Genomic DNA, 20126 nt, shown 5'->3' with positions numbered 1-20126 from the left:
CGACAATATGATAAGGGACCAGCGGCCCCAATCATTGCGCCAGGCTCACCCCGCCTTCCACTTGCAAGGCGTGCCTCGCCGCATGAGATGCCGATGAGGTCAAGCTCAGCGCAAAAACGCCTTCCCGGTAGCTCTCCCCCAGATCAATTCCTGCCACAAATGAAAAAAACGCTAAAATCACCGGCTCATCTGGCAGGCTTGAAGCCGCCAGCGCATCACCCCGCTCCATCTTGACATCGAAGGCAATGAGAAGCAGAACGCTTTACCTGAAGGGCGCAGTCCTGTTGGCCTTGGCGGCCATTCCCGCAATGACGCTGGCGCGCGACTACCGCGCACCCGGCACGCTCGGCAAAGGCGCGCAGGTGCATCATTTCGTGCTGCGCGATCCGGCCAGCGGAGACGTCATGCCGGAGACGCGCTACCGGCTGTTCCTGCCGGGCCACCGGATCGCCGGCATCGCACCCCAGTCGCAAGAGCAGGACAGCGTCATTTTCGGGATCACCGACAAGCGGGGCAATACCGTCTCGGTCCGTCTGCCGAAACGTTACGCGAGGAGCAAGTGGATCCTCAACCCGATCGTCGGCGACGGCAATTTCGGCGAAGCGTTCTCAATGCGCGACTCGCTGCGCGGACAACCGTTGCCAGGCATGCCCTATGTGCTCGACCTCAAGGACGGCTACCTGTTCTGCAGCAAATCGGACAGCCGGGGCGACACCTATTATGCGCAGAGCCACGAGGCCCGCACCCTCAGCCTGGACTACGCCCTGGGAGCGCTCGAGCCGGCCGACTACGCCTGGTGCAAGCGCGAGGCCGACACCATCGCCGCCATGCCTGCCGACGCCGGGCCGGCGGCCGTCTTCCGGCAGATGTTGGCCAGCTATGCGGCCGACAGCGAAACGCTCGGCGCGGATTTCCAGGCGCGCATCCGCCGCAAGCTGATCGACCTGTCGATCGCCAGCCGGGACAGCAGGCAACTGGATCTCGCCCTCGGCCTGGCACCGCTTGAGCAGGACCAGCTGAACGGAGTCGGTTACGCCCTGGCCGATGCGAACTGGATGGTCGAGCGTGCCCTGCCCCTGATCGACGAGGCCCTCGCCCATGCCCCGGATGACCCCTATATCCTGGACAGCAAGGGCTGGGCTCTCTTCCGCCTGGGCCAGTCCGAGCAGGCGCTGGGCTATATCAATCAATCCCTGGCCGCCTTCGGCGAGGGCACCGAAGGCAACCTGTCTGCCCGGGTCGAGAGCCTGGTCCATAAGGGCGAGGTACTTTGGCAATTGCAGCGGCAAAACGAAGCGCGCGAGGCGTTCGCCGCCGCCAGCGATCTCGCTCCCGATCATGAAACGCTGCTGCAGACGCTCGCGCGGCTGCATGTGGAACTGTCTTGACCACAGGACGCAGCCCGGGGCCGCCTATGCCCCGTGGCAGCGTCCGAGCCACGCTGCCGCGCACCTGCCGCGCCAATGGCATCCGCGGCTCGCGGGCAGCAATCGATGAAGATACCAACCAGGAAGCCCCGCCAATGAAGCTCCAATCCCGATCGCTCACCGTGCTTATCGCCGCCTTGCCGCTGGTGCTCGCCGCCTGCGGCAACAAGGAACCCGAACAGCGCGCGGCGTTCACGCAATTCCTGCAAACGCGAATCGTCGACAAGCCAGGCGTGCACGTGCCGCAACTCAGCGCGGCGGAGAAGGCATCGTTCGGCGACTACGCTGCGCAATACGCAGTGATCACCGATTTCAACGCAGGCATGAACAATTCAGTCAAACCGCTAGGCAACATCGTGCAAAAAGGCGCCATGCGCTCCCTCGGCGACATCGTGGCGCACCGCGACGAGGTGAAGGCCGCGCGCGACATGCTGTCCGGGATGCGTGGCGCACTGGACGCCGAGCAGGCCAAGGCCGACGCAGCGCATGCGCAATTGAAGCAAGCGGACGACTTGAAGGCGGTCTACGACAAGGCATACGACAAGACCGTGACGCTGCCGGCCAACACCTTCAAGGAAATATTCCCGCAAGTCGATGCCGCGTTCGCCAGCGGGCTGAAGATCGTCGATTTCGTGGAGGAAAACAAGGCCCGGATCGAGATCTCCGGACTTGTGGTAAAGGTGCAGAGCCCGGCGGTGCAGGCCGATCTCAACAAGCTGCTGCAGGAGATGAACGAGCATGCAAGAGGCGTGAACCAGGCGCAAAGCCGTCTGCGTTCCGTCATGCTGGGCAACTGATTTCCGGAAGTTGGGGCCGGGTGTCCACGTGGGATTTTCGTGACCCGTGGGACTGCTGCGCGCATGGCGCCCGGTTGCATGACCTGCAAAGAGCCCTCGCGGACAACATGCCTGGCTACAGCCGTCGCTTCGCCGGCCGCATGGAAACCGGCAAGGACACGGTGGGCGACCAGGCCAAGATCGCCTGATCGGCCCGATCGGGGCGGACGCCCGAATGAATCCGCCCCGTCCTTTCCTGTCAGACCGGTGGCCACGCAATCGGCGTGGACAGCGATGCACCCGCAGCGCTACAGAAGGATCTCTTCCACCCTATCCCTGCCCCACGCGAAGCCCGCCTGCTCTGCCTCGGCGAGCGACGCGAACCGATGGTTCGCATCGCGATGCCGCAGCATGGGAGGGGCCTCGCCCTTGGCCACGTCGACCTGAATGGTCCAACGGCTCTCGTTCAGGTAGCCGGAGTGGAAGCTGCGCACAAGGATGCGATAGCCGCGGTACTGAATGTACCGCTCACGAAGCAGGTTCGACACGGTCATTGCCTTTGATACACCAGCGGCGGCCTGCCTTTGCATTGGGGGCGGCTAGCTTGAGCACGATGATCCCAGGCCGGGATGTCATTGGTGCTGCGCACGGCCGGCGGCGTCAGCCTGGCTGCTTGCCTCGCTTTGCGCCAGTTCGGGAACCTCCGCATCGGACGGATCGATCGCGACCAGGATGCTGCACGAAACCCTGTCCAGCAGCAAGCCATGACCCGGTCCTGCCCACCAGCGCGCCAGCAGGCCACACCGTCGATGGCCGACCACGATCAGGTCCACCTTTAACGCATGTGCCACGCGAGCGATCTGGTCTATCGGGCTGCCGACCGCAAAGTGGCCGGTGGCTGTCACGCCGCTTGCCTTGAGCTTGCTGACGCCCTCGCTCAGGATTTCCTTGGCGGCGCGCTCTTCAATCGAGAGCGCGTCGGCCGCCAGGGCATCGAAGCCATGCAGCCAATGGGCACTCTCCAGCACTGCGAGCAGGTGCGTATCCGCGTGAAGTTGCTGTGCCAGTTCCGCGCCATAGCGCAAGGCCCGGCGCCCTTCCCGTGTCGCGTCGTAACACAGCAGAATCCGAGAGAACAGTGACATCGCCCTTCCTCACATCGAGAGATCCATGGCGCGCGCCGGCGTCCTTGAAAGGCGACGCCATCGGTACTTTCTACCAGCAGCAAGATGTCGTGCCAAGGCACGCGCCGGCAGCTTCCGCCAGACCGCGGTGATCAACATGGCGTCTATGATGTCCCATATCCCACGCTGAAGCATGGATCGATTATATATCACATAGTGATATAACTTCGCTTCGCACATTGAGGAATCCCCTGGCGCATGAAGCACCCGGTACGCGAGATGGAGTGGAATAAGGCTTGGCTATCGCGCCGTTAGCTCGGAAACATTGAAAGCGGAATGCAATGAGCTGAGCTGCGCCTTGTGAAGCGCCGCCAGTTGCATCAGGCATTGTTCGCCGCGCTGGCGCAGATGTACCTCCACCAGCCGATGGTCGGTATCGTTCTGCCTGCGCTTCACCAGGCCCGCTGCTTCGCAGCGAGACACCAGCCCAACCACACCGTTCGGAGCCGCTTGCAGGCGCTCGGCCAGTTCCCCGACGGTCGCCCAATCGCGGCCAGGAATGCCTTTAACGTGCAGCAACAGCAGATACTGCAGAGGCGTGATGCCCTCCGCCTGCGCGGCCTCCTCGGAGAAGCGGAGGAAGCGGCGAAGTTGATAGCGGAACTCCGACAATGCCTCGAAGTTCTGTGTCGTTATGTCGCTATGCCTTGCAGACTTCATGGTTTGAAAGGAATTCTTCGAAACGGTCGATGCAACTTGAACCAGGCGCGAGTGATGCGCCGGGGGCGGGATCACGCTTCCGGGTGCCGTGGTGGCAGCCCGCCCGCGATCATGGTGCGGCGAAAACATCGCACAGCCCGCAGCAACTGCAGGCCAAGCCAGACGTTGGCGGCGGCAAACAGTGCTCCGCCCGGCAAAGCCAGCCATCGCGGCGCCAGGGGCAGCGCCAGCAGCAGGACATAGGCGAGCAACAGCAAGTTGGCTTGCCAACGCTGCTGGCCGGGCGAAATCATCGCCTGCATGGCGGGAATCCGGGCTGGCAATGGCAGCCGGCGGCGCAAACGCAGCCAGATCAGGAAAGGCACGATCTTGCCGATCATCGCCGTTACCGGCAGCACCCCGCACCCCACCAGCACCGCCGTGCCGATCCACCAGGGATAGGCGACGGCCCCCGGCAAGGCGGGAGCCGCCAGCGACAATGCCACCGCGCCAAGGGCGCTCAAGCAGGCGGCAACCCAAAGGCGCCAGCCTGGATCGTGGCGGCGCCGCGCACGCAATACCCCCTGCAATCCAACTACGGCGAGTGCCGCCAGGAAAAGCAGAAGCGGCACCGCGCCTGCGCCTGCAAGCTGTGGCAGGTCGATCACAACACCGCAGTATCCCAGCAGAAGCAACCAGATTCCCCAAGGCAGGAACCGATCCAGGCTCGCCGGCAAACGCCTGGTTTGCCAGAACATCGGCACCACCGTGGTCGCGACACCCGCAACGAGCGTGGCCAGCCAGCCAACCAGCCCCACGGCCACATGCAATTGCAGCGTCGGACCCAGTGATACCTGCCATTGGCCGCCAAGCGCGCCTGCCAGCGCGGCGCCGGTCGCAACCGTCGCAATCAGCGCAGCGCCTATGCACGCCAGCGTGCGCGTGGTGGCGTCGATGGCAGCCACGCGTGTTCCCGCCCACAGCAATGCCAGTCCGACGAGGCTTAGGAAAGGCGCGCCCAGCATGATCGCCACGCGAAAGCCGAGTGGCCGGCCGGTAAGGAATCCACCTGCCAGCCCGAGTGCCGTGCTCCCCGCTATCAACGCGACCAAAGGCGCCAGTCCGGCAGTTCCGCGTATCCGCACCCCGGCGACCACTGGCATCATCTGGAACAATGCCCCCACCATGACGGGAACCAGCATCCCCAGTGCGAGCAGATGAACCGCCGCCAGCACGGTCGGTGAAAAACGGAATGGCAGGCCGTCCGCGGGACCGAATGCCACCAGCAATCCCGCGGCGGCGCCAAGCCATGGCGCCGGCAACAGGCAACCAAGCACCACCGATGGCCGGGGAGCATTCTCGTATTTCAGCTGCGCAGCTTTCATGTGCCCTGCCATGCCGCAAGGCGCGACCAGGAAAGGCGAGGTGGCTCACCGGCGTCCTCGCAGAAATCGGAAGGGGGAAGTCGTCTCAGCATTGCGTCAATCTCCGCACTTGGTCCAGCGGGGCCGGGCAGAAAATGCCCCTGCCCCTGCACGCTATTCCGGCGCAGCCATGCTAGCCGGCGAAGACCGGTCTTGTCTTTGATCGCGGTAAAAGGTTGCACTACTGGCGAAGCCACCCGTGAGCCGGCGCCGCGCCCCCTTTGCGCTATATCAAAAAGGGCACACCCCGCTTCGGGCGATACTTGACGAGTCTGCAGCAGGCAATTGAAGACGGCCTGGCCCAACCGGAGCGCGATCATGTTTTCTTCCGCCGCCAGCCTTCCTGGCTTCGATTCACCGATTGAACTGCTGCTGGCCTGCCACGAGAAGGTGCGGCGATTCGCTGGCTTGTGCCAGAGGCTTGAGCAACACGCAACGCTGCACGGCGCGGATGAAGACGCGCAAGCCGCCGCCGCCAGCGTGCTGAGATACTTCCAGATCGCGGCGCCGCTGCACCACGCCGACGAGGAGGAAGACCTGTTCCCGGCGCTGCGGGAGCTGGGTGACGCCAGCCTGACTGCGCGTATCGACGAGCTGGATGCCGAGCATGGGCACCTGGCCGAATTGTGGTGCTGCCTGCAGCCGTGGCTGGAGGCGCTCTCTCAGGGAGCAAGCCACCCCGCTCCACCAGAGCTCAGCGCGTTCGCCACCCGCTATCCCGAGCACGCATTGCGGGAGGAGCACGAAGTTTATCCCGCCGCCGTCCGGCTATCGCGCGAGCGCCTTGCCGGGATTGGCCTGCGCATGGCGCAAAGAAGAGGCGCACGCTAGTGGCAGCAAGCACGGGCATCCCTGCTCCATTTCACCGATCGTCAACGCTTGCAGGCTAAGGCAGGATGACTTGATCTGCCACAAGATCCGGCTGGGCCTGGCGTGGAATCCTATGCGCTACGAGCCTGTCGTCGTGCTCCGGATACGCCACACTGTGCCGGCCCGCGCGGCCGGCAAGCCCTGGAGGCTTGCCTCGACAGACAGATAACAGATGCAACTATCGCCACTGAGGCATGCCATGCGCCACAAACTCAATCTCGACGGACTGCTTGGCAGCCTGCCCCTGTTCCGGAACCTCGACGCAGCGCAGCTGGCCGAGCTTGCCGGTTCCTGCCATGAGGTCAGGGTCGCCAAGCACAGCCATGTCTTCCGGCGTGGCGCCGCGGCGCCGGGACTATATGTTGTTGCCGTTGGCCAAATCAAGCTGGCACTGCCTTCGATAAACGGCAATCCGGAGAAGGTCGTCGAATTCTTCGGCCCCGGCGAAGCATTCGGGGAGGCTGTCATGTTTCTGGACCGCCCTTACCTGGTGGATGCCCAAGCGCTCGAAGACACACTGCTGATCCTGCTCGACAAGAAGGATATATTCGCCGCCATCGATCGCGACCCGTCCTTTGCGCGGCGCATGCTTGCCGGCTTGTCGATGCGCCTGCACGCCCTGGTGCAGGATATCGAGACGGTGAACCTGCACAACTCGCAACAGCGCGTGATCGGCTACCTTCTGAACGGGCCGCGCGAGGGCAACCTTACGCGCTTCGCCGTCAACAAGAATCTCATCGCCTCCAAGCTGGGGCTGTCGCCGGCAACGCTTTCGCGCACCCTGCAGCGGCTCAGCGAAGCCGCCTTGATCAGCGTGGCTGGCCCAGAGGTCCTGATCCACGATGTCCAGGCACTTCAGCGCCGGTTTGCCGGAGCTTGAGTCCTGTTTGCCGGCGTGGAATCCGAAGCGGAAATTGCTTGACCGGCGTCAATCGCGGCAGGCCGATCCCTCGTTAGCATTGCTGCGTAACCACCATGCCAAGGAGCCTGCCATGCAGACCAGTTCCCCCTTCATCTTCGACGCGCGCGGCATTGCCAAGCGCTTTCGCCATGCCGCGATTTTTGGTGCGCTGGAAGCGCTGGGCGAAGGCGAGTCGATGCGCTTCGTCAACGACCACGATCCCCTTCCCCTGATCGAACAACTGCGCCGGCGCTATCAAGACCAACTCCACATTGCCTATGTTCAGCGCGCGGACGATGCCGTGGTGATCGACTTCACCGTCCATCCAGCGGGTACCGCGCAAGGATGCGGCAGCGCAAACGGCACGGGCTGCGGCTGCAGCGGCGGCTGAACCTTGCCGTTATCCGGCACCCAGATCACCTGCGCGCCCTCGAACCGCACGAACCGCACGATCCGCGATTGGCTTGCCCGCGGACAAGCCGGTCCCGGCGGGCCTGGGGCAAGATACCAATGAGGCCGCCGCGCTGTGGTGCAAGGCGCCCGGCGGCCTTGATGTTGCTGTCCTGCCGAAAGCCTGTCCGTACGATCTACGGGCAGGCTTCTTTTTTTAACCGTCGACGGTATTGCCACCGCACAGCCATACGATGCGCCTGACCACCATGACCGACTACGCGCTACGGCTGCTGATCTACGTGGCGCGCCATCCTGAACGGCTGTGCACCAACAGCGAGATCGCGCAGGCCTACGGCATCTCCAGGGCGCACCTGGTCAAGGTGACGCACAAGCTGAGCCGCCAGGGCTGGATCGCAACCGTGCGCGGCAGAGGCGGTGGCATCCAGTTGTCATCCGGGCCAGGGAGCATCAATCTTGGCGACGTGGTTCGCAGCGTGGAGCCCGATTTCGATCTGCTTGCCTGCCTGGCCGACGGTGGCGCCTGCAAGCTCGCGAGCGATGAGCCCCTTTGCTGCGTCATGGACGGCGCTCGCCGGAGCTTCCTGCAACATCTTGAAAGCTATACCCTCGCTGACGTGCTGGCGCGAACGCGCTCGGCCCCGCCGCATGCGGCAGTGCTGAATCCCGGCAAAAGCTGAGGCCCATGCCGCCGGTGCCGATGCGGCCCCGGCGCCGGCCGCGTCCGGCGGAAGGTTCAGGACTGCCGCAGACGCGGCGCCGCGCGGACCCGCCATGCCCGCGCTGCGGCGGCCACCACGGCAATAAACACCAGGATCGCAGCAACGTTGCCGATCGCCGCCGCGGCCTTGACGGCCGGCAACTGGTGGCCGAAACTCAGCCGCGCGGCCAGGGAGAAGTGCAGCAAGGCAAGCGGCACATAGAAGCTGTTGCCGAACTGCAGCTTGACGCGCGTGATCGCCGGCAGGATGACAGGCGCATGCGCCATCACCATGCTGACGATGAAACCCAGTCCCAGCGCATGCAGCGCCGCGTCACGCCATGGCAGCCCGGCCGCGGTGCCGGCCCATGCCACGCCTGCCACCAGCAGCCAGCCATAGCCCAGCAGCAGGCAGACCGCCATATAGCGGCTCAGTCCACGGCTGCGCACCGTACGGCGCGCAATGTCGAACAGTGCCAGCCAGGCGCCAAGGAACGCCAGCGAGACGCCATAGACGACGCCACCTGTCCTGCCCGCGTTCCCTGCCAGCGCCGAGGCGGCAGCACCCAGTATCAGCGCTGCCAGAATGGCAAGCAAGGCCGTTTGCGCGCCGGGCCGGCGGCGCATCAGGCGCGTCATTTCAAGCCGCTCGGCAGCAACGGTGACTACCAGGAAGATGAAATACCAGGCGTTGGCCGAGGCCAGCCAGCGGCCCGAAGCCAGCGCCGCGTTTCCTGCCAGCCAGGCCACGGAGGCGACCAGCAGCAAGGCGGTATGGGCAGCCGGCTGGCGCCGCAGCACGGCCACGCTGACGCCCACGAACACCAGCGCGCCGGCCGCCAAGGCCCACGCGCCGGCGGCGGGGAATCCCGCCACCATCAGCAAGGCACCCAGCCCCGATGCCACCGGCGCGGCGAAGGCGGCGGGACGCCCAAGCGCCACCGCGCGCTCGATGCCGATGACCGTGCCGAAGAAGCCGCCGGTCATCAACGCGCCGTGGAATGAAACCGCGTGCCATAGCAGGCGATAGCCGTCCGCCCCAGGCAACGCCACGCCCGCACGCAACAGGCCGCCGAGCATGCCCGCGAGCAACGCGAATACGGCCAGCAGCAGCACTGCCAGCCGAGGCCAGGTCTTGCGCCGGCGCCCTTGCGCGCGGCGCGCGGCCATGCTCACCATCCCATGGCGTGCTTCGCGCTGGCGCTCATGCGCTCCGGCGTCCATGCGGGCTCCCAGCATAGTTCCACTTCGATCAGGTACCCCAACGGCATCACGCCCTCAAGCTCGAGTTGTACGTCGTCCAGGATCATGTCGGCCACCGGGCATGCGGCCGAAGTCATCGTCATCGAAACGCGCACCGATCCGTCGGATACGGTGACGCCGTAGATCAGGCCAACCTCGAGGATGCCCAGCGCCAGTTCCGGATCGACCACGCGGCGCAGGGCATCCATGATTGGTATGCGCCATTCCTCGGGGCCCTGGTAGTCAAGCCTGCCTTTCCCGTTCGATGCTTGCCTGGTGAGCATGCTCCCTCCTTTTCGCGTTCCTGTTACGCACAGTCCATGGTAGTACGGGCCACGCGTCCTGCATGCCCCGTACCGCCGGTCGGTTGACATAGCGCAAGGCCGGCGCTTCCGTCATGCCTTGCGCAGGGTGAAACTGCTGAAATGCGCTGCCAGCCTGTCGATATCCTGACGGCCAAGCGAAGCGCCCGCGCCGCTGCCGCGGCACTCCTGCAATGCCCAGTGCGTCACGCCAAGCGCGGCGATCCGTTCGGCCAGCGCGTGCAGCTCGGCGACACCGAACAGGCCGGCGTGCCAGGTGGTGCGGCACTCGCCCGCCACGCCGCTGGCAAGCCACCGGCGCAGCGATGCCCACGCCCGCTCCCCGCTGCCCGGTACCCGCGTAACGCTGTCATAGCGATGCAGGGGTGCCTTGAGATCCAGGCCGATCCAGTCCAGTCGGGGCAAGATGGCGGCCAGGCGATCCGGGTACATGCCGGCGGTGTGCAGCGCGACCTGGAAGCCTCGCGCCCGCACGTCCTCGATGGCACCGGGCAGGCCCGCCTGCAGGGTCGGCTCGCCCCCGGAAAACACCACGCCGTCGAGCAGGCCTTGCCGCGCCTGCAGGAAATCCAGCACGTCCGCCCAGGCGATGGCGGGCGGCGCGGCGGTGTCCAGCAACGCCTGGTTGTGGCAATAGCCGCAGCGCCAGGGACAGCCCTGGCAGAACACGACTGCGGCGAGGCGACCGGGAAAATCGATGGTCGTCAGCGCCGTCATGCCGCCCACGCGCAACGGGTCCGCGTTGCGGCGATGCCTGGCCGTCCCCGCGCAGGCGTCAGGCCGCAATGCCACGAGGCTCCGAGAAGAAGCGGCGCTCGCGGTGCTCGCCCTGCTTGCCTGTGTTGAAACTGGAGACCGGCCGGTGGTAGCCCATCACCCGGGTCCAGATCTCGCAGGGTTGGCGCTCCTCGTCGCGCAGCACGGCGTCGCCAGGTTCGGCTTGAATGGCTGGCGAGGATTGATATTGGTCAGTCATGGGGTGTACTCCGTTGTGGGTGGGTTGAAAAAATGCGCACGATAAAACTGGATGATCCACGTCAGGCAGCGATCGGAACCCGCTTGCGGGCCAGGATCTCCTCGTCGCAGCGCGGGCAAAACGGATGCTCGCCAGCGAGGTAGCCGTGCGTGGGACAGATCGAGAACGTCGGCGTCACCGTGATGTACGGCAGGCGGAAGCGCGTCAGTGCGCGCCGCACCAGTTCGCGGCAGGCTTCGCCGCTGGACAGGCGCTCGCCCATATACAGGTGCAGCACCGTGCCGCCGGTGTACCGGGACTGCAATACCTGCTGCCGCGCCAGTGCCTCGAAGGGGTCGTCGGTCCAGCCGACGGGCAGCTGCGAGGAGTTTGTGTAGTAGGGTTGCGCGGCCGTGCCGGCCTGGCGGATCTGCGGCCAGCGTTTGCGGTCTTCGCGAGCGAAGCGGTACGTGGCACCCTCGGCCGGCGTGGCTTCGAGGTTGTAGAGATGGCCGGTTTCCTGCTGGAAGTCCACGATGCGCTCGCGCACGTGTTCCAGCAGGCGCAGCGCGAACGCATGGCCCCACTCCGAGGTGATATCGTGCGCGTCCGCGGTGAAGTTGCGGATCATCTCGTTGATGCCGTTCACGCCCAGCGTCGAAAAATGATTGCGCAAGGTGCCGAGATAGCGCTTCGAGTAAGGGAACAGGCCCTGGTCCATCAGGTGCTGGATCAGCTTGCGCTTGTTCTCCAGGCTCTGCTTGCCCAGTTCGAGCAGGCGGTCCAGTGCGCGCAGCAGCGCCGCTTCGTCGCCCGCATGCAGGTAGCCCAGGCGTGCGCAATTGACGGTGACCACGCCTACGCTGCCGGTCTGCTCGGCACTGCCGAACAGGCCGTTGCCGCGCTTGAGCAGCTCGCGCAGGTCGAGCTGGAGCCGGCAGCACATGGAGCGCACCATATTCGGCTCCAGCTCCGAGTTGATGAAATTCTGGAAGTACGGCAACCCGTACCGGGCGGTCATTTCGAACAGCCGCGTGGCATTCTCCGACTCCCATGGGAAGTCGCGCGTGATGTTGTAGGTTGGGATGGGGAAGGTGAACACCCTGCCCTTGGCATCGCCCGCCGTCATCACCTCGATATAGGCGCGGTTGATCAGGTCCATCTCTTCCTGCAATTCGCCATAGGCGAACGGCATTTCCTGGCCGCCGATGACGGGCACCTGCTCGCGCAGGTCCTCGGGGCAGGTCCAGTCGAAAGTCAGGTTGGTAAAGGGCGTCTGCGTACCCCAGCGCGACGGCACGTTCAGGTTGTAGATCAGTTCCTGGATGCACTGCCGCACCTGGGCATAGGACATGGCGTCCTTGCGCACGAACGGCGCCATATAGGTGTCGAACGACGAGAACGCCTGCGCACCGGCCCACTCGTTCTGGAGCGTGCCGAGAAAGTTGACGATCTGCCCCACGGCGGACGACATGCGCTTGGGCGGGCCTGCCTCCACCTTGCCCGGCACGCCATTGAAGCCTTCATGCAGCAGCGTGCGCAGCGACCAGCCGGCACAGTAGCCGCTGAGCATATCGAGATCGTGGATATGGATATCGCCGTTGCGGTGGGCCTCGCCGATTTCAGGCGCGTAGACATGGGACAGCCAGTAATTGGCGGTGACCTTGCCTGCCACGTTCAGGATCAGTCCGCCCAGCGAATAGCCCTGGTTGGCATTGGCATTCACGCGCCAGTCCGCCTTGCTCAGGTATTCGTTGATCGACGCCTCCACGTCGACCAGGGCCTTGCGGTCCTGGCGCAGCCTGGCGTGCTGGCCGCGATAGGCAATAAACGCACGCGCGGTGTTCCAGTGGTTGGCGGCAACCAACACCTGCTCGGCCACGTCCTGGATCTGCTCGACGCCCGGCGTCTGGTCATGGAAGCGGTGTGCCAGGACCCTGGCCACCTGCTCCGCGAGGTCGCCTGCCTGCGCATCGGCGAACTCGCCAGTTGCGGCGCCGGCGCGGCGCAGCGCGGACCGGATCCGCTCGATGGCGAAAGCGGTTCTTTCGCCATCGCGCTTGACGACCTCCCTGGGCAGGCTGGCAACAACGGCTTCGGTACAGTGCTCCATACATTCTCCCGGCAATATTCACACTAGATGTGGGACAGAGCGTACCGGTCAAACACTATATGTTGATTGACGACGGGCAAGCGTATGGCATATCCGGTGGTTTTTTCCAATGCCCACGGCTTGCGCCGGGAATACCGGAGAGCATGCGAATACGCACGCCGTAGCGTGCAGCCCGCCGCGCCGCCAACGGTGGGCGAGCGCCGGGCGCGGACGATCGCGACCCGGTCACGCGGCGTTCATGCGTGCCACGGCTTGCGTGGCCACAGCCCGCTCCACCACGCCGCCGATCAGAACCACCGCCGGACTGGCCAGGCCGGCCGCGAGCGCCTCGGCGAGCGTGGCCAGCGTGCCGGACCAGCGGCGCTCGCCGGGGCCGCTGGCATGCATGACCACGCCGGCCGGCATGTCGGGCCGCATGCCCGCGGCCAGCAAGGCGTCGCGAATGGCGCAGAGCCGCCCCATGCCCATGTAGATGACCAGTGTGGTGCCGCCGGCGGCCAGTGCCCGCCAGTCGGGGCCGCCGTCGCCGCTGGTATGCGCGGTGACGAAGGTCACGCCGTGGCAGTGTGCGCGATGCGTAAGTGCGATGCCCAGCGCCTGCGCTGCGGCCATGCCGCTGCTGATGCCGTTGACCACCTCCACCGCGATACCGTGCGCGCGCAGGAATTCAGCCTCTTCGCCGCCGCGGCCAAACAGCAGCGGATCGCCGCCCTTCACGCGCGCCACGTCGCGGCCGGCCAGTGCATGCGCCAGCGTCAGCGCATGGATGCTGGCCTGGCTCACCGAGCAACGCCCGCCGCGCTTGCCCACCGATATGATCTGCGTGCCGGGCCTGGCATAACGGCGCATGTCGGACGACACCAGATCATCCACCAGCCACACCTGGACCTGGCCGAGCACCCGCGCAGCCCTGACAGTGGCCAGGTCCGGATCGCCGGGCCCCACCCCCACCAGCCATACCTTGCCCGGCTTCAGCGGTCTGTTCATCTCATGCTCCTCAATGGCTTGTGCCCGACGAACGGGTGGTCTTGTTGAATACGTTGTACTTGCCGACCGGCTTGTCCATGGGGATACGCCGGACCTCGCGCAGCGTGGTGGCATCGTAGGCCACGATGGCACCGTCCTGCTCCATCACGCTGACCAGCGCGTAGCGGCCATCGCGGGTGAACTCCACGTGCGCCGCGGTGCGGCCCGGACTGGGCGTGACGCTGGCCACCACTTGCAAGCTCTCTTTGTCGATGACCTGCAACGTGTCGCGGCGCGGACTCATCATGGCGTCGGTCCAGGCATATGGCGTGTTCTCGTGGCTGCGCAGGAAGAACCCCGGTCCGTTGGTCTCGATATTGCCGACGGTCTGCCAGGTCCGCATGTCGATCACGCTGATGCGGCCTTGCTTCAGGTTTGGTGAAGCCATCACCTCGCGGCCGTGGCGCACCCACGTGATGCCGCTGCCCAGGTGCGGCATGCCGGACAAAGCCAGGTCGGCCACCTTGCGCCCCTGCGCAAGATCAATCACCTGGCCATGCCCGTTGCGAGAGGCGCCAAGAATGTGCAGGTAGCCCTGGTCGAAAAAGAAGTCATCGAGCACTTCGTCCAGCGCGATCACGCGGGGGGTGAATTGGCCGGCGGATGATGTGGCATCGACGGCGCCGCCGTACGGGATCTCCCACACTGCCGGGATGTCCCTGAGCGCGGCGATGAAGCTCTGGCGCGGCGCGGCATCGTACACCGCCGACACGCGCGAGGCCGTGCCATCGCCACCCCTTACGTCGTACACGCGCACCGGCACCAGGTCCTCCGCGCGCAGCAGCACCAGCGTCTGCGGCAGCGTGTTGCCGGCCAGCACCCATTTGCCGTCGTCGCTGACCGCAACGTTGCGGGTGTTGATGCCGACGCGGATTTCGGCAGTGAGCGTCAGGTTCCACAGGTCGAACTTGCTGACCCAGCCATCGCGGCTGGCCAGGAACACATAGCGTCCGTCGGGGCTGAACTTGGGGCCGCCGTGCAGGGCGAAACGGCTGCGGAAACGGTGAATGCGTTCGAGCTTGTCGCCGTCCAGCACGCTGATATGGTGACTGCCGGCCTCCACCACCAGGAACAGGTTGGCTGGATCGGCGCTGAACACCGGGCGCGCTGGCAGGCTGCCGGGCGCATGATAGACGATGCGCGACGCGTCGATATCGGCCGCCGTCCAACCCGGCATCGCCGCCGGCGCAGTGCGCAACCACGCCGCCAGCGCGTCCAGCCCGGCCGCGTCCACGCTGCCAGCAAAGCCCGCCATCTGGGTGGCGGGACGGCCCTCGCGCAATACCGCCGCCAACTCCTGGGGCCGCAGGCGCTCCAGACTCTCCGGCAGCAGTGCGGGCCCCATGCCGCCCAGGCGTTCGGGGCCATGGCAGGCGGCACAGTGCTGGCTGTAGAGCGCGGCGGCATCCGGGGGCTGCGTCGCGGCCAGCGCCGCGGCGGCATAGGGCACGGCAATCAGCGTGGCGGCCAGCGCGCACCATCGCGACGACGGGATCGAAGTGTTCACACCAGGGCCTCCGCAGCCAGCGGCGTCATGATCTCCGCCTCGGTCAGGTAACAGCCCGGGTCTTCGGCCCAGGGGTTTCCGCTCACGGCATAGGCGCGCGCACGGGTGTTGCCGTTGCAGATGGCGCGCTGCGCGCAGCTTGCGCAGCGGCCCTGCAGCGGGCGCGGCCGGGCGGCCAGGCCGGCCATCAGCGGATGGCTGCGATCGGCCCAGATCTCGCCGAACGGCCGTTCGCGCACATTGCCCAGCGTCACCTGCCACCACATGGTGTCCGGGTGGACGTTGCCGAGGTTGTCGATATTGGCCACGTTCACGCCGGTGGCGTTGCCGCCCCAGTCCACCAGGCGCCTCCGCATGTCGGCCACGCGCGCGGGATAGCGCCGCGCGATCCAGTGCAGCAGGTAAACGCCGTCGGCATCGTTGTTGCCGGTGACGAAATCGCCGGCGCGGCCTTGCCGCGCGCGCGCCCATACGTGGTCGAACAGCCAGTCCAGTGCCGCGCGGGTGCCGGCATGGCGGGCATCGTCGTCCTGGTGGCCGCGGCCGCGGCCCGCATAGTTGAAGTGGGACAGGTAGAACTTGTCGATCCCCTCGGCCTCTGTCAGCGCCACCAGCGCGGGCAGTTCCGCCGCGTTGGCTTCGGTGAGCGTCATGCGTACGCCCACGCGCAGGCCGGCGGCGCTGGCGGCCCGCAGGCCCGCCAGCGCCTGCGCGAACGCGCCGGCACAGCGCCGGAAACGATCGTGGGTGGCTTCGAGCCCGTCCAGGCTGACGCCCACGTAGTCAAAGCCCGCGCCGGCAAGCCGCGCCGCGTGCGCGCCGTCAAGCAGCGTGCCGTTGGACGACAGCGACAGGTGAAAACCCAGCGCCCGCGCACGCCCGGCCAACTGGTACAGGTCGGGCCGCAGCAGCGGTTCGCCGCCCGACAGGATCAGCGCCGGCACGCGTGCCTGCTTCAGTTGCGCCAGCACGGCAAGGGCTTCGGCCGTGGTCAACTCTCCTTTGAAGTCGGTATCGGCCGACGTGGAATAGCAATGCCTGCAGTTGAGATTGCAGCGCCGCACCAGGTTCCAGATGACCACCGGGCCGGCGGGCTTGCGCGGGGACGGCACCGGGCCGCCGTCGCGCAGGGCTTCCATGAATCGGGACAGGCGGAACATATCTAGTCTCCTTGCAGCAGGCGCAGCCCGGTCTTCTTCAGGATGCGGGTGGACCACAGCACATCGTTCGCCCGGCAGGCGTCGCCCAGCAAGGCGCCGATCTGCGCCACCAGCGGCAATGCCTGCGCGCGCGTGCGTGCGTGGACCATGGCGAACAGGTTGTAGGGCCATTGCGGCAGCCGGCGCGGGCGCCGGTAGCAGTGGCTGACGAAAGGCAGCGCGCCGACCCGCTGGCCAAGCGCCTCGATGCGCTCGTCGGCCACGTCCCATACGGTCATGCCGTTGGCGCGCCAGCCCAGCGCGTAGTGATTGGGAACCGCGCCCAGCCGGCGCATCAGGCCACTGGCCCGCATCGCCTCGAAACGGGCGATGACCTCCCGCTCGCTGATGCCAAGCGCGGCGCCCAGCGCCGCATAGGGCGCTGCCACCAACGGCAGCCCGGCTTGCGTGGCGCGCATCAAGGCGCGGTCGAGCGCGTCGGGCAAGGCGGCATCGTCAGCGCCGGCAATGCCGGAGAACGGGGTATCCAATGCTTGCGTGAGGAGCTTATCGTGCATGAATGCTTATGCTCTCAGGTAGAGATTGACGTAGAACTCCCGCTCCTTGGGGAAGGCCAGCACCGCCACCCCGGCACTGGCTTCGATGCGCGCGAGCGTCTGCGCCACGGCGTCCGGGTGCGCGACCGCTAGCACGAACCACAGGTTGAGGTGGTGGGTACGCGCGTAGTGATGGGCAACCTCTGGATGGGCATTGATGGCCGCGATCACGGCTTCCGTGCGCGCGGCCGGCGCGTGGCAGGCGCACAGCACGAAGCGCCCCCCCGCCCGTTCGATCTGGTACAGGGGACCGAAGCGGGTCAGTATCCCGCCATCGAGCATCGCCTGCAGGCGCGCCAGCAGCGTGGCCTCGTCGGTGCCGAGCGCGCTGGCTGCATCGGCATAGGGGCGCGGCGTCAGCGGAAAGCCACCTTGCAGGGCGTTGATGATGCGGCGGTCGAGCGCGTCCAGTACTACGGGCGATACCCCGGTGGCCAAAGTGCGGGCTGCGCTCATAGGCTGACCTGCGCGCCGGCATAACGGGTGCCGCGCTGCTTGTAGCACTGGCTGCCCAGCAACACCGCGCGCGGCGCGGCGGCCAGGCCGCATTGCTGGTCGAACAGCGCCAGCGCGGCCTGCAGTTCATCCTCGCTGCGCGTGTGAACCATGGCGAACAGGTTGTAGGGCCAATGCGGCAGCCGCCGCGCGCGGCAGTAGCACAGGCTGACCGCGCAGAGCCGCGCCAGGCGCTTGCCCAGCGCATCGACCCGGCCGTCCGGCACATCCCACACGCACATCGCGTTATGGCTGTAGCCAAAGCGCCGATGGTGCAGGATCGCGCCGAAGCGCCGGATCACGCCACAGGCGTGCCACTGCGATAGCCGTGCCAGAACGCGATCCAGCGGCATGCCGCATTGCCGGGACAGCGCGTGATAAGGGCGCGGGGTCAGCGGCAGGCCCGCTTCCAGCGCCGCCACGAGGCGCCAGTCGTCGTCGTCCAGCCGCTGCAGGGGCGGCATCCTGACCGTCGGCCACGATGGCTTGCGGACCTCGCGGCACAGTGGGAAGCCCAGGTCGATGTGGTATTCGCGCTCGAGCGGCAGGTCCAGCGGCGCCTGGCCGGCTTCGGCGCCGATCGCTGCCAGTGCCGCGTCGAGCGCCGCGCGGTGCCGCGCCCCGGCGACAAACCACAGGTTATACGCGTGCCCGTGGCGCGCATAGTTGTGGCTGACGGCGGCATTGGCGCTGATGCGTGCCGCCACCCGGTCCAGCCAGGCCGGCTCCACCTTGAGGGCGGCAAGCGTACTGACGCCGATCGTGTTGGGGGCGAAGACCGCGCCGATGCGGCTGACGCGTCCGGCGCCCAGATCGCGCGCCAGCAGGCCGAGCACGGCCTGTTCGCTCAGGCCGTGCGCCTGGGCCACGCATTGGAAGGGCCGCGGCTGTAGCGGAAAATCCCGCTGGATGTGGTCGTAGAGTTGGCGTTCGTCGTACATGGTCGGTGTGGATCTACATGCCGAAGCGCTGCGCGCGCACGGTGAAAAAGATGCCGCTCGGGTTGTCGGCCGGCAGCGTGGCGAGGCGGGCGAAACTGGCGGTGTCGTAGACCTCGACGCGGTCTTCATCGCGGCATGACAGCCATACCGCTTCCCCCTTGGGCGTGAATTCCATGTGCAGCACGCCCCGGCATGGCTTGATGGTGCGCACCACCTGGCGCGTGGCGGTGTCGATTACCTGCACGGTGTCGTTGTCGGGAAAGGCGAAATTGACCCAGACCTGCCGCCCGTCCGGGCGTGCCATCACGAAGACCGGCTGGCCGGCCAGCGCAACGCGGCCGCTCTCCTGCCATCCGCGCGCCGGATCGGCCACCAGGACTTCGTGGCGCCCTACCGCCGGCAGCCAGGCCTGGCCTTGCGCCATCGCCCAGCCGCGCAGGTGCGGCATCTTGTAGACGGGCAGCCGGGTTTCGCCGCGGCCGTAGCCCGCCAGCACCTTGCGCGCCGCCGGCGGGGTCTGCCACAGGTCCACCAGCGCAAGCCCGTCCTCGCCGAAGAGACCAGCGAGGTACCAGCGGCCATCGGGTGTGACCAGCCCGTCGTATGGCTCGCGGCCGGCGTCGAGCCGGGTGACCTGTGGATGGCGCGGATCGGCTGCGTCGATAATCCAGATCTCGCCGGATTCGAAAAGGCTGGCGGCCAGGCGCCGCCCCGGCAGGTCGGCCAGTCCGACCACCTTGGAGCGGCGGCCGTCGCGGCCGATGGCGGGGATCTCGGCCAGCGGCTCCAGCGTGGCGGCATCGAACAGGCGGATGCCGCCGGGTGCATAGTTCTGCGCTGCAACCACGCTGCCGTCCTGCAGGATGGCGCCGCCGATACTGTTGCCGGCCTGCATCACGCGATGCGTCACGCGCGCGCGCAGCAGGTCCACGCGCGACAGGCCGCCGTCGCGGCCGAAGACATAGGCATAGCGGCCGTCGCGCGAAAACACCACGCTGGCGTGCGACAGGTCGCCAAGCCCGGCCACGGTGGCCAGCCGGGTCATGCCCGAGGTTTCCACGACCTGGATGCGGCCGGCGGCGCGCTCGATCACCACGCCCAGGTCACCGGTGCCGCGCATCATCCCGTCCGCCCCGCCGGCGCAGCCAGCCAGGCCGGCGGCAGCCAGGGCGAGCGCGGCGGCCAGCTTCAGCGGGCCGGTCCAGTGCTTGCGGGAGGTAGTACGGCGGGCGCTTCGCCCGCCTGAAGTCGTTCGATCAGCCATGCTGCTTCGTCTTGCGTCATGAAGGGTTGCCAGGGGGGCATCGCGGTGCCGGGGCGGCCTTGCAGCACGGTTGCCACTAGGGCGTCGTGTGGCTTGCCGGCCAGCGCCGCTGCGACGAGCGGCGGCCCCAGGCCGCCACGCAGGGTCATGCCATGGCATGCGCCACAATCGT

At 66.7% G+C, this 20126-nt stretch carries 24 protein-coding genes; 6 read left to right on the top strand and 18 right to left on the bottom strand.

The features are described from left to right. Nucleotides 1–31 precede the first annotated feature (31 nt). Nucleotides 32–229, bottom strand: a complete 198-nt coding sequence (locus P3W85_RS02230; RefSeq protein ID WP_276263563.1) for a hypothetical protein — start codon at nucleotides 227–229, stop codon at nucleotides 32–34. Between the two features lie 16 nt (nucleotides 230–245). On the opposite strand from P3W85_RS02230, the gene P3W85_RS02225 reads away from it, so the two are divergent. Next, nucleotides 246–1388: a hypothetical protein gene (locus P3W85_RS02225; protein WP_276263562.1), complete on the top strand. Its 1143-nt coding sequence runs from the start codon at nucleotides 246–248 to the stop codon at nucleotides 1386–1388. Nucleotides 1389–1522: 134 nt separating this feature from the next. Beyond that, nucleotides 1523–2224, top strand: coding sequence for a DUF3053 family protein (locus P3W85_RS02220; protein WP_035811542.1), 702 nt, complete (start codon nucleotides 1523–1525; stop codon nucleotides 2222–2224). Nucleotides 2225–2511: 287 nt separating this feature from the next. Here P3W85_RS02220 and P3W85_RS02215 read toward each other — a convergent pair whose 3' ends face one another. The 4 genes from P3W85_RS02215 to P3W85_RS02200 form a co-directional block, all read right to left on the bottom strand. Next, nucleotides 2512–2751: a hypothetical protein gene (locus P3W85_RS02215; RefSeq protein WP_276263561.1), complete on the bottom strand. Its 240-nt coding sequence runs from the start codon at nucleotides 2749–2751 to the stop codon at nucleotides 2512–2514. 84 nt (nucleotides 2752–2835) lie between these two features. Next, a complete protein-coding gene (locus P3W85_RS02210) occupies nucleotides 2836–3348 on the bottom strand; it encodes a universal stress protein (RefSeq protein WP_017226772.1) in 513 nt (170 codons plus the stop codon). 279 nt (nucleotides 3349–3627) lie between these two features. Next, nucleotides 3628–4047, bottom strand: a complete 420-nt coding sequence (locus P3W85_RS02205) for a MarR family winged helix-turn-helix transcriptional regulator (RefSeq protein ID WP_035811536.1) — start codon at nucleotides 4045–4047, stop codon at nucleotides 3628–3630. A 71-nt stretch (nucleotides 4048–4118) separates the two neighbouring features. Continuing rightward, complete coding sequence (locus P3W85_RS02200) at nucleotides 4119–5411, bottom strand: hypothetical protein (protein WP_276263560.1); 1293 nt, start codon at nucleotides 5409–5411, stop codon at nucleotides 4119–4121. A 357-nt stretch (nucleotides 5412–5768) separates the two neighbouring features. Between P3W85_RS02200 and P3W85_RS02195 the strand changes: the two genes are divergently transcribed. The 4 genes from P3W85_RS02195 (at nucleotide 5769) to P3W85_RS02180 (ending at nucleotide 8312) form a co-directional block, all read left to right on the top strand. Next, nucleotides 5769–6281: a hemerythrin domain-containing protein gene (locus P3W85_RS02195; RefSeq protein WP_035811540.1), complete on the top strand. Its 513-nt coding sequence runs from the start codon at nucleotides 5769–5771 to the stop codon at nucleotides 6279–6281. Between the two features lie 238 nt (nucleotides 6282–6519). Next, nucleotides 6520–7200 (top strand): Crp/Fnr family transcriptional regulator, encoded by a 681-nt coding sequence (locus P3W85_RS02190; RefSeq protein ID WP_017226768.1) that lies wholly within the window; start codon nucleotides 6520–6522, stop codon nucleotides 7198–7200. Between the two features lie 112 nt (nucleotides 7201–7312). Beyond that, the gene (locus tag P3W85_RS02185) at nucleotides 7313–7612 is read left to right on the top strand and encodes a DUF2249 domain-containing protein (protein ID WP_017226767.1); all 300 of its coding nucleotides are present in this window, start codon (nucleotides 7313–7315) and stop codon (nucleotides 7610–7612) included. Between the two features lie 253 nt (nucleotides 7613–7865). Beyond that, nucleotides 7866–8312, top strand: a complete 447-nt coding sequence (locus P3W85_RS02180; protein ID WP_017226766.1) for an RrF2 family transcriptional regulator — start codon at nucleotides 7866–7868, stop codon at nucleotides 8310–8312. A 56-nt stretch (nucleotides 8313–8368) separates the two neighbouring features. On the opposite strand, the gene P3W85_RS02175 is transcribed toward P3W85_RS02180, so the two are convergent. The 13 genes from P3W85_RS02175 to P3W85_RS02115 form a co-directional block, all read right to left on the bottom strand. Beyond that, nucleotides 8369–9556 carry a hypothetical protein gene (locus P3W85_RS02175; RefSeq protein ID WP_276263559.1) on the bottom strand — a complete coding sequence of 396 codons (1188 nt, stop codon included), beginning with the start codon at nucleotides 9554–9556 and terminating at the stop codon, nucleotides 8369–8371. After that, on the bottom strand, nucleotides 9505–9858 hold the full coding sequence (locus P3W85_RS02170; protein ID WP_276263558.1) for a metal-sulfur cluster assembly factor: 354 nt from the start codon (nucleotides 9856–9858) through the stop codon (nucleotides 9505–9507). The genes P3W85_RS02175 and P3W85_RS02170 overlap by 52 nt, the downstream gene beginning before the upstream one ends. Before the next feature lie 111 nt (nucleotides 9859–9969). Beyond that, nucleotides 9970–10614 (bottom strand): anaerobic ribonucleoside-triphosphate reductase activating protein, encoded by a 645-nt coding sequence (locus tag P3W85_RS02165; protein WP_276263603.1) that lies wholly within the window; start codon nucleotides 10612–10614, stop codon nucleotides 9970–9972. A 58-nt stretch (nucleotides 10615–10672) separates the two neighbouring features. After that, nucleotides 10673–10873, bottom strand: coding sequence for an anaerobic ribonucleoside-triphosphate reductase (gene nrdD / locus P3W85_RS02160; RefSeq protein ID WP_276263557.1), 201 nt, complete (start codon nucleotides 10871–10873; stop codon nucleotides 10673–10675). 61 nt (nucleotides 10874–10934) lie between these two features. Further along, entirely contained in the window at nucleotides 10935–12965 is a 2031-nt protein-coding gene (locus P3W85_RS02155) for a ribonucleoside triphosphate reductase (RefSeq protein ID WP_276263556.1), read from the bottom strand. A gap of 225 nt (nucleotides 12966–13190) precedes the next feature. After that, nucleotides 13191–13952: a uroporphyrinogen-III C-methyltransferase gene (gene cobA, locus P3W85_RS02150; RefSeq protein WP_276263555.1), complete on the bottom strand. Its 762-nt coding sequence runs from the start codon at nucleotides 13950–13952 to the stop codon at nucleotides 13191–13193. 10 nt (nucleotides 13953–13962) lie between these two features. Continuing rightward, a complete protein-coding gene (locus P3W85_RS02145; protein WP_276263602.1) occupies nucleotides 13963–15441 on the bottom strand; it encodes a cytochrome D1 domain-containing protein in 1479 nt (492 codons plus the stop codon). Between the two features lie 53 nt (nucleotides 15442–15494). Further along, nucleotides 15495–16658 carry a heme d1 biosynthesis radical SAM protein NirJ gene (gene nirJ / locus P3W85_RS02140; protein WP_276263554.1) on the bottom strand — a complete coding sequence of 388 codons (1164 nt, stop codon included), beginning with the start codon at nucleotides 16656–16658 and terminating at the stop codon, nucleotides 15495–15497. A gap of 2 nt (nucleotides 16659–16660) precedes the next feature. Further along, a complete protein-coding gene (locus P3W85_RS02135) occupies nucleotides 16661–17215 on the bottom strand; it encodes a siroheme decarboxylase subunit beta (RefSeq protein ID WP_276263553.1) in 555 nt (184 codons plus the stop codon). Between the two features lie 6 nt (nucleotides 17216–17221). Further along, entirely contained in the window at nucleotides 17222–17710 is a 489-nt protein-coding gene (locus P3W85_RS02130; protein WP_017230335.1) for an Lrp/AsnC family transcriptional regulator, read from the bottom strand. Then, nucleotides 17707–18690: a siroheme decarboxylase subunit beta gene (locus P3W85_RS02125; RefSeq protein ID WP_276263552.1), complete on the bottom strand. Its 984-nt coding sequence runs from the start codon at nucleotides 18688–18690 to the stop codon at nucleotides 17707–17709. The genes P3W85_RS02130 and P3W85_RS02125 overlap by 4 nt, the downstream gene beginning before the upstream one ends. Before the next feature lie 13 nt (nucleotides 18691–18703). Continuing rightward, nucleotides 18704–19954: a cytochrome D1 domain-containing protein gene (locus P3W85_RS02120; RefSeq protein ID WP_276263551.1), complete on the bottom strand. Its 1251-nt coding sequence runs from the start codon at nucleotides 19952–19954 to the stop codon at nucleotides 18704–18706. Then, nucleotides 19879–20126, bottom strand: a 248-nt coding sequence (locus P3W85_RS02115) for a c-type cytochrome (protein WP_276263550.1), incomplete at its 5' end; no start/stop codon positions are given. The genes P3W85_RS02115 and P3W85_RS02120, both read right to left, overlap by 76 nt.

Origin of the sequence: Cupriavidus basilensis, from assembly GCF_029335485.1 — a bacterium.
Taxonomy (GTDB): Bacteria; Pseudomonadota; Gammaproteobacteria; order Burkholderiales; family Burkholderiaceae; genus Cupriavidus; species Cupriavidus basilensis_E.
The sequence above is the reverse complement of the archived record's forward strand: the minus strand, read 5'-3'. Positions and strand labels throughout refer to the sequence as shown.